The organism is Sulfuricaulis sp., from assembly GCF_049587675.1.
In the GTDB taxonomy this organism is placed as follows: Bacteria; Pseudomonadota; Gammaproteobacteria; order Acidiferrobacterales; family Sulfurifustaceae; genus Sulfuricaulis.
This window is the reverse complement of the sequence record NZ_JBAVEJ010000047.1, coordinates 1-8804: the sequence shown is the minus strand read 5'-3', so window position 1 is coordinate 8804 and position 8804 is coordinate 1. Positions and strand designations below refer to the sequence as shown.

Annotated in this window: 11 protein-coding genes; 5 read left to right on the top strand and 6 right to left on the bottom strand. The window is 58.5% G+C overall.

All coding sequences use genetic code 11. From position 1 onward, the window contains the following. The first annotated feature begins 160 nt into the window (after positions 1-160). Entirely contained in the window at positions 161-1519 is a 1359-nt protein-coding gene (locus WB402_RS02025) for a YhjD/YihY/BrkB family envelope integrity protein (protein WP_424205225.1), read from the top strand. Positions 1520-1557: 38 nt separating this feature from the next. Here WB402_RS02025 and WB402_RS02020 read toward each other — a convergent pair whose 3' ends face one another. The 3 genes from WB402_RS02020 to WB402_RS02010 all read right to left on the bottom strand — a co-directional run bounded on the left by WB402_RS02020 (position 1558) and on the right by WB402_RS02010 (position 2587). Beyond that, positions 1558-1800, bottom strand: coding sequence for a hypothetical protein (locus tag WB402_RS02020; RefSeq protein ID WP_424205223.1), 243 nt, complete (start codon positions 1798-1800; stop codon positions 1558-1560). Then, positions 1797-2084: a hypothetical protein gene (locus tag WB402_RS02015; RefSeq protein WP_424205221.1), complete on the bottom strand. Its 288-nt coding sequence runs from the start codon at positions 2082-2084 to the stop codon at positions 1797-1799. Before WB402_RS02015 ends, WB402_RS02020 begins: the two co-directional genes overlap by 4 nt. A gap of 83 nt (positions 2085-2167) precedes the next feature. Beyond that, the gene (locus WB402_RS02010) at positions 2168-2587 is read right to left on the bottom strand and encodes a CBS domain-containing protein (protein ID WP_424205219.1); all 420 of its coding nucleotides are present in this window, start codon (positions 2585-2587) and stop codon (positions 2168-2170) included. A 599-nt stretch (positions 2588-3186) separates the two neighbouring features. Between WB402_RS02010 and WB402_RS02005 the strand changes: the two genes are divergently transcribed. Continuing rightward, positions 3187-3423, top strand: coding sequence for a hypothetical protein (locus WB402_RS02005; protein ID WP_424205218.1), 237 nt, complete (start codon positions 3187-3189; stop codon positions 3421-3423). A 23-nt stretch (positions 3424-3446) separates the two neighbouring features. On the opposite strand, the gene WB402_RS02000 is transcribed toward WB402_RS02005, so the two are convergent. Then, positions 3447-4202 carry a Mut7-C RNAse domain-containing protein gene (locus WB402_RS02000; protein ID WP_424205217.1) on the bottom strand — a complete coding sequence of 252 codons (756 nt, stop codon included), beginning with the start codon at positions 4200-4202 and terminating at the stop codon, positions 3447-3449. 194 nt (positions 4203-4396) lie between these two features. Next, entirely contained in the window at positions 4397-5029 is a 633-nt protein-coding gene (locus WB402_RS01995) for an FHA domain-containing protein (RefSeq protein WP_424205215.1), read from the bottom strand. 405 nt (positions 5030-5434) lie between these two features. Here WB402_RS01995 and WB402_RS01990 point away from each other — a divergent pair, with 405 nt between their 5' ends. Both WB402_RS01990 and WB402_RS01985 read left to right on the top strand, forming a co-directional pair. Continuing rightward, positions 5435-5644, top strand: coding sequence for a hypothetical protein (locus tag WB402_RS01990; RefSeq protein ID WP_424205212.1), 210 nt, complete (start codon positions 5435-5437; stop codon positions 5642-5644). A gap of 255 nt (positions 5645-5899) precedes the next feature. Further along, complete coding sequence (locus WB402_RS01985) at positions 5900-6979, top strand: alkene reductase (RefSeq protein ID WP_424205210.1); 1080 nt, start codon at positions 5900-5902, stop codon at positions 6977-6979. A 290-nt stretch (positions 6980-7269) separates the two neighbouring features. Here the strand turns inward: WB402_RS01985 and WB402_RS01980 are convergent, their stop codons facing one another. Next, a complete protein-coding gene (locus WB402_RS01980) occupies positions 7270-7530 on the bottom strand; it encodes a hypothetical protein (RefSeq protein WP_424205208.1) in 261 nt (86 codons plus the stop codon). 349 nt (positions 7531-7879) lie between these two features. Between WB402_RS01980 and WB402_RS01975 the strand changes: the two genes are divergently transcribed. Then, positions 7880-8749 carry a lytic transglycosylase domain-containing protein gene (locus WB402_RS01975; protein WP_424205207.1) on the top strand — a complete coding sequence of 290 codons (870 nt, stop codon included), beginning with the start codon at positions 7880-7882 and terminating at the stop codon, positions 8747-8749. Positions 8750-8804 lie beyond the last annotated feature (55 nt).

Sequence of the window (8804 nt, the reverse complement as noted above, 5' to 3'; positions counted from 1 at the left end):
AACACACTTAACGTGTGTTCACGCCGTCGAACGGGTGCAACGGGTTCTGTTGCACCCCGGGCAGCAACAGGCTTTACATGTAGATTTTCACCTTAGCTGTCATCTCCACGTCAGCGCGGTATCATTGACCCCTATCACCCCGCCGCCCATTCACAGGCCCATGAAACTACTCACCCAAATCACCCAGCGTTCCCATGATTTTCTCTGGGGCGAGGATCTCGGTGCCGTCTCTACGCTGCGCCGCCGACTCGTGCTCGCGCTGCGCACGGTGTATGCGGTCGGGCGCGACCTCGGCGAAGGCCAGATCACCTTGCGCGCCATGAGCCTGGTGTACACCACGCTGCTTTCGCTGGTGCCGCTGCTGGCACTGTCGTTCTCGGTGCTCAAGGGATTCGGCGTGCACAACCAGGTGCGCCCGGCGTTGCTGGCGCTGCTCGTGCCGCTGGGCGAGAAGGGGGCGGAGATCACCGACCAGGTAATCGGCTTCATCAACAACATCAAGGTCGGCGTGCTCGGCGCGCTCGGCCTCGGACTCCTTATATATACGGTCATCACCTTACTGCAGAAGATCGAACATGCCTTCAACTTCGTCTGGCGCGTCAAAAGCGCCCGCCCCCTGGCCCAGCGCTTCAGCCAGTACCTGAGCGTGCTCATGATCGGCCCGTTGTTGATCTTCTCGGCCATGGGCGTCACGGCGGCCTTCTTCGGTAGCAGTGCCGTGCAGGCCTTGATCGCGATTGAACCCCTGGGCACCCTGGTCGAACTCGTGGCCACGCTGCTTCCCTTCTTGTTCGTGATTGCGGCCTTCACACTCGTTTATGTACTCATGCCCAACACCCGCGTGCGCGTGGGTTCGGCGCTGGTGGGCGCCAGCGTCGCCGGGGTGCTGTGGCAGACGCTCGGCTGGGGCTTCGCCGCCTTCATCGCGGCCTCGACCCAGTACACCGCGATCTACGCCGGTTTCGCGATCGTGATCTTCTCGATGATCTGGCTTTACCTCAACTGGCTCATCGTGCTCATCGGCGCCAGCATCGCCTGTTACCACCAGTACCCGGCGCTGCTGGTCACGCCGCGGCGCGAGCTCCGGCTCAGCAACCGCGTCAAGGAAAAGATCGCGCTGCTGATCGCCACCTTCATCGGCCGCAACTACTACACCAACGCCCCGGCCTGGTCGCTCGAGGCCCTCGCCGGCCGACTCGGTGTGCCGGTGATGTCGGTCGAAACCGTGCTCACGGCCATCCAGCGCGCCGGCTACATCACCGAAACCGCCGACGATCCGCCGCGTTATCTTCCGGCGCGTTCCTTCGAGACGATTACCGTGAAGGAACTGCTCGACACACTGCGCAGCGCCGAGGAAGAACCCAGCCTGAGCGCCGAGATCCTGCCGCACGAAGCCGAGGTGGAGAGGCTACTCGCGCGCCTGGACGAGGCGGTCGACGCCTCGCTGCGCGGCCGCAGCCTGCGCGAGCTGGCCATGGCCAGCGTGCCGCCCGTCGAAACCCAGGTGGCGGCGCGCTAGGGAATTTCTGATTAATTCTCCCGTTGTGGAGAGGTGGTTTACCCCGGCCGGCTCTCGAACAACGTGAGTTCCCAGCGGTCGGCGTGTGTGTCGTGCCGCAGAATGTAGCTGGCGGCATCGTCGCCACGGACCTTGAAGTAGCGGTACTCGGGCGAGATCCAGCGATCGAGAATCTCCACGACCGAAACCGGGCGCTCGCCCAGCCAGAAGCGTCGTGGTTCCTCCTCGCCGCGGTGCCCGGCATAACACTCCACCCGGATGGCGAAAACCGGAAGACTCATGGGGACACCGGTGCCTTGATGTGAATGAGTGGCGGGTTGATCCAGGTCTCGCGGCAGAGCGGGCACTTGCCGGGCTTGTGCAGCTTGTCGGCGTTGAAGATGAAACCGCAGTGGCGGCTGCGCGCCGGGGTGATCGTGACCCGGTAACCGGTATGCCGCACGCTTTTCAGCAGGTGCCACAGGTCATCCTCGACATCCCTGGGTTCGAGTTCGAGGTGCGCGGCAATATCGGCCACGCTGCGCGGGGCGCTGCGCAACATTTCCAGCAGGTCTTTGCGGAACATGACGCCAGTCTCTCGCCGCGCGCCAACAATAATTTATTCCCGACCGGAAGGTCAGGATCGTGCTTGTGCAGACGCGCGATGGCTTAGTTCTGTTGCGCGGGCCGGACGTAATCCAGCACCTCGCCGGCTAACTCGGGCGAGTAGTGCGCGAGGTCGTCCACCGACAAAAAGCCAGCCATGGTCTTGTCGCGATTCAGCACGGCGAGCCGCCGGATGTGGTGTTCCTCCATCTGCTGCACGGCATCGGTCACGTTGTCGTCGCCAAAGCAGAACCAGATGTCGCGCGACATGACCTTGCTCACTTCGGTGGTGACCGGATCGAAGCTTTCGGCCACGCCTCGGCAACAGATATCGCGATCCGTGATCATGCCGATCAGCATGCCGTCCACCATCACCGGCAGCGAGCCGACTTTGAGGTCGCGCATCTTGCGCGCGGCATGGCATAACGACGCCGTAGGCAGAATGGCTTCCAGCTTGCGCGTCATGATTTTCTTTACCAGCATATCAACCTCCTTTGCTGCCTTGAGCTGGCAACATGGCGATATTTGAATAGCAAACAGCGATCATGTCATTGATGGCAGTCAAAATGCTGAGGTATTAGCTGGGTTTATTGAATCAAGGGCCCTCTGTGGATAATGTTCTTAAACTCAGGACTTGCCCCCGTGTTTATCGTCTTTCGCTCTGACCATTGCCACCGTACCGCAGGCTGGCGTCGCAGGGCAGGAGGTACCCATTACTCACTGCCTCTTAGCGAGCGGTCCATAAGGGAATGCTTAAATTAATTTTTTTAATTACTCGCTGAGCCAAGACTCTGTCTATGATAACTAAGTCTGGCATGCATTGCTTACCATTAACGGGTGGATCCGCTACGCAAACGGGTGTAACCGAATTGTCATGCCTTCAGTACCCGCCAGACGGTGACAATGGTAACTCGCACAGCGTCCGTGAACGGACCCTGAAATCAGGAGGGCCATCATGCGTGCACTTCACTTGCCGAAGACCGACAAGCTTATTGAAGCCGTCGTGTTCTTTGTGATAGTAGCTCCAATCGTGATTATCTCGATGATAGCGGTATTCGTTTTCGCCACTCGGTAAATCGCTTATGACGTTTCACGGGTTTTCCGGGTTGGTCGGAGAAGGTTTACCCGAGAAAGTTCATGCACCTTCTACTGCCGCCTGCCATGGCAGCGATCAGTTTTTCAGAGTAAGGAGGGCCATTATGCGCACGCTCCACTTGCCACCGGTCAACGAGATTTTTGAAGCGCTCGTGCTCTATGTGATTGTTGTTCCGATCGTGGTTGCATGTATTATTACAGCAGTAATTTTTATTACTGAATGATTTTTCAATAAGGCAGATAACGATTATCTGACCGGTGCGGTCGGTGCCGCGAAGTAATCGCACAGTTTCTCCATGCGATTGAAGTGACTGCCTTTCCAGTATGCCTGCCCACATGTTTTGCATCTTCGAAAATGGTGGTAATACTTTTTGGTTTTGGGCTCCAGTTGGTGCAGCACCGCATCCTTTTCTACGTCTTCCAGTTCGCCGTTGCAGCGCAGGCAGCGGGTGAAGGGGTGCAGGGCGCTGTACAGGTCCAGGCGCGTAAGAATTTCCCTGACCTGTTCCCGGGGTTTGACGGTGCGCACGAAATAGCCGTGCGTGATGATCTTGTGTTGCAGCAGCGCGCGGTCGCGTGTCAGCACGATGCGCCGGTCCGCGCTCGCGACCTGTGCCACTTCGCGGTCGGTAAAGTCGTTGCGGTAAATCACATCGAAGCCCAGCAGCCGGAGGTAGCGTGCCAGTTGCCCGAGATTGGCATCGATGACGAAGGACGGGTCGCGCAGGGGTTTGTCCCGCAGCCGTATCAAGGGGCTGATGTCCAGGCTCTCGAACACGGGGTAGACGCTGATGCGGTCGCACGCCTGGACGATATAAGAAAAATCCATGGACCGGCCGTTGACCAGGATAACTTCCACCTCGGTGTGCGGCACGCCAAAGGATTCAATCAGGTCCTTGACCGAAGTGCGCCGCGTAAGCTCATGGGTAAAAGTGATCTTGCGCCGCTCCGGCGGCAGAAAATCATTCAGTTCTTCATAGAAGCGCAATTGCACCTGTGCCATGAACGGGATGCCTCCCGGCGGGTGAGCAGATTCACAGTATAAGAGCGTGCAGCGGGAGAGCCCAGGTATTGTGCAGCGATCCAAGGGTGGATATTAGGGCTGACTGATGAAATGGAATCCCCGTTGCGCGGGGCTGATATGTAAAGCCTGGACCGCCGCTTTCGCGGGGATGACGGCTATTAATTTACGGGCAACTATTTGACAAGCTGAAACTTCGTCCCCGCGACTTCGATGACGTCGCCATCCTCCAGTATCTGACCGCCGGGCGGTACCGGTTTGTCGTTGATCCTTGGCTCGCCGGGCCCGACCTGCGCACGCAGCACGTATCCATCGGGGCCGCGGTAAATTCGGGCCGGGTTCTTGCCGGGGTTGTCGAGCAGGGTTTCCTCTTTTACGAGCGGCACGCGTTTGCCCGTGTCTTTTCCTCCCACGGAGACCAGCTGTGCATGCATCGAGATGATCCGGGTCTTCTCCAGCGAGTCGTCCCGCGTGGCGCGTGCGCCCGAGCCTTTGCCGAATCCCGACGCATCCACAGCAAGATTATCGCGATAGATCAGCTCGTGCTCGCCTATGACGATCGTCTCGCCGTGCCGCAGTTCATGCTGCGTGATGCGCTCGGACTCGATGAACGTTCCGTTCGTGCTCCCGAGATCCTCAAGGGTGGATTTGCGCCCAACAGTTTTTATCACGGCGTGAGTGCCGCTGACACTCTTGTCGTCGTTCAGCACGATGTCGCAGGTGGCATGGCGACCGATCGTCGTGTCGCCCAGTTTCAGGTTCACGTCGCCGAGCGGCTTGCTCCGGAATTTGACAACGAGTTTGCCCATGGTTTGCTGATTTTCCGCTCCTGTTGGTTCAACATCAAATGAAACCGGACCAGCGCTCCATTTTAGAATACAAAAGGATACGGAGATATCAAACCGTCAGAATAAAGCTCCTCACTACCACCCAGACTTATCGAGGGCTGACCACAGTTTTAACCCACCTGAAAGAGGCGGCAGTAATGAAGCAGAAGATTGCGGCAACACGAACCAACAACAGCGGTTTTGCCAGCTTAGAATAAGTCAATGTGAGACTCGATCGTAAGCTGTTTATGTCGCATGGCTTAAGCGAATTACCAGTACGTTGACGCCATGCCGTCTTGAGCGCTACAGTGTCGCCCCGCAGGGAGGCTGGTTTTATACCCTTGCCATATTTCAGTACTAACCTCACATTACTTTTAGGAGCATTGCATGAAGAAGTTACTGACGAGTCTTATGGCCCTTACCTTCATCGCCGGTCTGGGCTTCAGCGCCTCCAGCATGGCCATGAAGCACATGGCCGAAGCCACCGCCAAGGCTTGCAAGGACAAGAAGCCCGGCGACATGGTGAAGGTCGACGGCAAGGACGTGAAGTGCCCGGAGCCGAAGAAGGAAGAAGTGAAGAAAGAAGAGAAGAAGTAATAGTAATAGTTATTACTTCTGTCTGTTTCATGAAAACGCCCCCGATTGGGGGCGTTTTTTTTGTGACAGACAATAGACGGTTATACGCAGCCTGCGAATATACTGCGTATCACTGAGATGGGAGCCAGCACAACTCGGCGCTGCTCCGCGACCGCCCAGCGATCCGCGGCGTGCCTGGCAAGGCGGCCGCATCAGATTTTTCAAAACCGGTTTAACCAACTTAGAGTACGTCTGCACTTTCACTGAGGATTAGCCATGCCACTTCTGTTTTCTGAAACTGTTCTGGGACCACTGAAATTACAGAATCGCCTGGTCATGTGTCCGCTGACGCGCAGCCGCGCCATCGACAACATTCCTAATGCCCTCATGGCACAGTATTACGCGCAGCGGGCTTCGGTTGGCCTCATCATCACCGAAGGCACTTCGCCGTCCCCGAACGGGCTGGGATACCCGCGGATTCCGGGGATCTTCTCCCCGGCGCAGGTGGCGGGGTGGAAGCCGATTACCGACGCGGTGCACGCCAAGGGCGCGAAGATGTTCTTGCAGCTCATGCACTGCGGGCGCATTGTCCATCCGCTCAACATGCCCGCGGGCGCGCGCGTGCTGGCGCCGTCGGCGGTGGCGGCCGCCGGCGAGATGTACACCGATGCCGAAGGCTTGAAGCCGCATCCCGTGCCGCAGGTGATGACCGAGGCGGACATCAAGGCCACCGTCGCGGAATATGCTCAGACCGCAAAAAACGCCGTGGCGGCAGGATTTGACGGAATCGAACTGCACAGCGCCAACGGCTATCTGCTGGAGCAGTTCATACGCCCGAACTCGAATCAGCGCACGGATCGTTATGGCGGTTCGATCGAGAACCGCGCGCGCTTTGTGCTCGAGGTGGCCGAGGCGACGATCGCCGCGATCGGCAAGGACCGGGTCGGCATACGTCTCTCGCCGTTTGGGGTGTTCAACGACATGCCGCTGTACGCGGCGATGGAGGCGGATTACACCTATCTGGCTCAGCAGCTCAACGCCCGCGGGCTGGTCTATATCCATCTCGTGGATCACTCACCGCAGGGCGCGCCGCCGGTGCCTGCTTCAATGAAGGCAACATTCCGAAAGGAGTTCAAGCGCTCGCTGATCCTTTCCGGCGGCTACGATGCCGCGCGCGCCGAGAGCGACCTGGCCGCGGGCAAATGTGATCTGATTGCCGTCGGGCGGCCGATCCTCGCCAACCCGGATCTGGTGACCCGCTGGAAAACCGGCGCGGCGGTGAATGCCCCGGACGCAGGGATGTTCTATACGCCAGGGCCCAAGGGGTATGTTGATTATCCGACGCTGAAGAGGTAGAGGAGAAAAGCCGCCCGAAGGGCGGCTTTTGATTATTCAAAACCTGTTGCCGCCCAGGGAGCGACTGAATTCGTTGCACCCGTTCGTTGGCGTGAATTAGCGGGTTCGCCAGGATGGCGAACCCTGGAGTTCTTAGCGAGGCAGGAGCCGAGCTTTAACTGAATTGGACGCGTTTTAGCGCGCCCCGGATGGCGCGCATCACAACACCGCTTCACCCCGCCTTCACAGGCGTGACAAGTTTTTAAATAAATGGTGTCTTACCCCATTTATTTCATAGATGGGATTGTGCGCTACGCGGAGCGACGGAGCGTATCGTGACTTTCCAGATTTGGTGGCGGTGTTTCCTGCTCAGCCAATACGCGCTCGAGCACGGCCTGTGCCTGGGCCGGGGTGACACCGTACATCGCATTGAGTTCTTCCGCGGATTTGGTTGTATTCACCCGGTAGTGGATTCGTTGGCCGTATTGAATCGCGATCGTCTCGCCCGTTGTCGGCAAGGTGGCAAAGGCAATTGCGGGAAAATCGGAATCGGTCATTTTATTGTTTATCATGGTGATGCTCCTGATTGCATGAGACATGATCTCTTCATGTGATCATGGATTGCTTTTCTTATGCCGCGGTATGCAGCGGCCGCGGTCGTAAACTCATTCAGCATAGGTTAGGTTTGTTATATTGACTAGGTGGGACGTGATTAGTTTCACGCGTCCGATCAGACGTTGGCGCCTGTCGACAGGCGGCGGGGTATTTACGAGATTTTAGATTACCAGCAGGGTAATGAGGTCCGACCCCAACTAAATTCATGGTTGAGTCCAAGGGTCCTCAGGCGCTCGTCAGCTGGGCGGGACTTTCACTACTGGCCGCCGTTGCATTAGCGTTGCCTTAGCGCTTATTGTCGCCTTCATGTCACGTTCACGCACTGCCCGAACCACCTCCCGGAAGAGACGAAAGAAGCACCAGCGTCGCTCCCGCATTGCGATCTTTTGGCCGGGCACTCGGCTGCGCCGGCGCGCGCTTCGGGCGCTGCTGGCCGCGCCGCTGGCGGTCCAGCTCATCATCGTCGCCGTCGTCGTTCTGGCGCTCTGGTCCGCGACCAACTGGGTGTACCAGGTTGTCCGCAAGCCGGCCGAGCTGTTCTTTCCCGTGAGCACCACGCTCTCCAAAACGCCGTCCGACACGTGGCGGCAGTACGAGCCGGTCTTCCAGGAGCATTCCACCGCCGTTATCACGCCCGAGCTTTTGGCCGCGCTCGCCCAAGTCGAGGGCGCGGGCAACCCGGTGGCCCGGACGTACTGGCGGTGGCACCCGACGTGGGATCCCTTCGAGTTGTACCGGCCGGCGTCGAGCGCGGTCGGAATGTATCAGATCATCGATGCGACGTTCGTCGAGGCGAAGCGCTACTGCATTCATGACCATGTCGTGGTCGAGGATGGGCCCTGGAACGAGATCGGATCGTGCTGGTTCAACAGCCTCTACACACGCGTCGTGCCGACCCACGCTGTCGAGCTAACGTCCGCCTTTCTGGATCGCCGCGTCGCGATTACGCTGGAGCGGAACCGGATCGCCAGCGCCACGCTCCAGCAGAAGCAGGATCTGGCCACCGTGATCCACTTGTGCGGCGCCGGAGCGGGTGACGCCTACGTCAGGCGCGGCTTTCGGTTGACCACCGGCCAACGGTGTGGCGATCACGACGTCCGCGGTTATCTCGCGCGGGTCAACGCGATGAAGCGCATGTTCGCCCGGTTGGCGACCATTGTCCGGCGCGAAGAATAATCCTTTAGGAATTAATTAAAGGAATTAAAGAGGCCAGGCTTGATTGATCTTACAG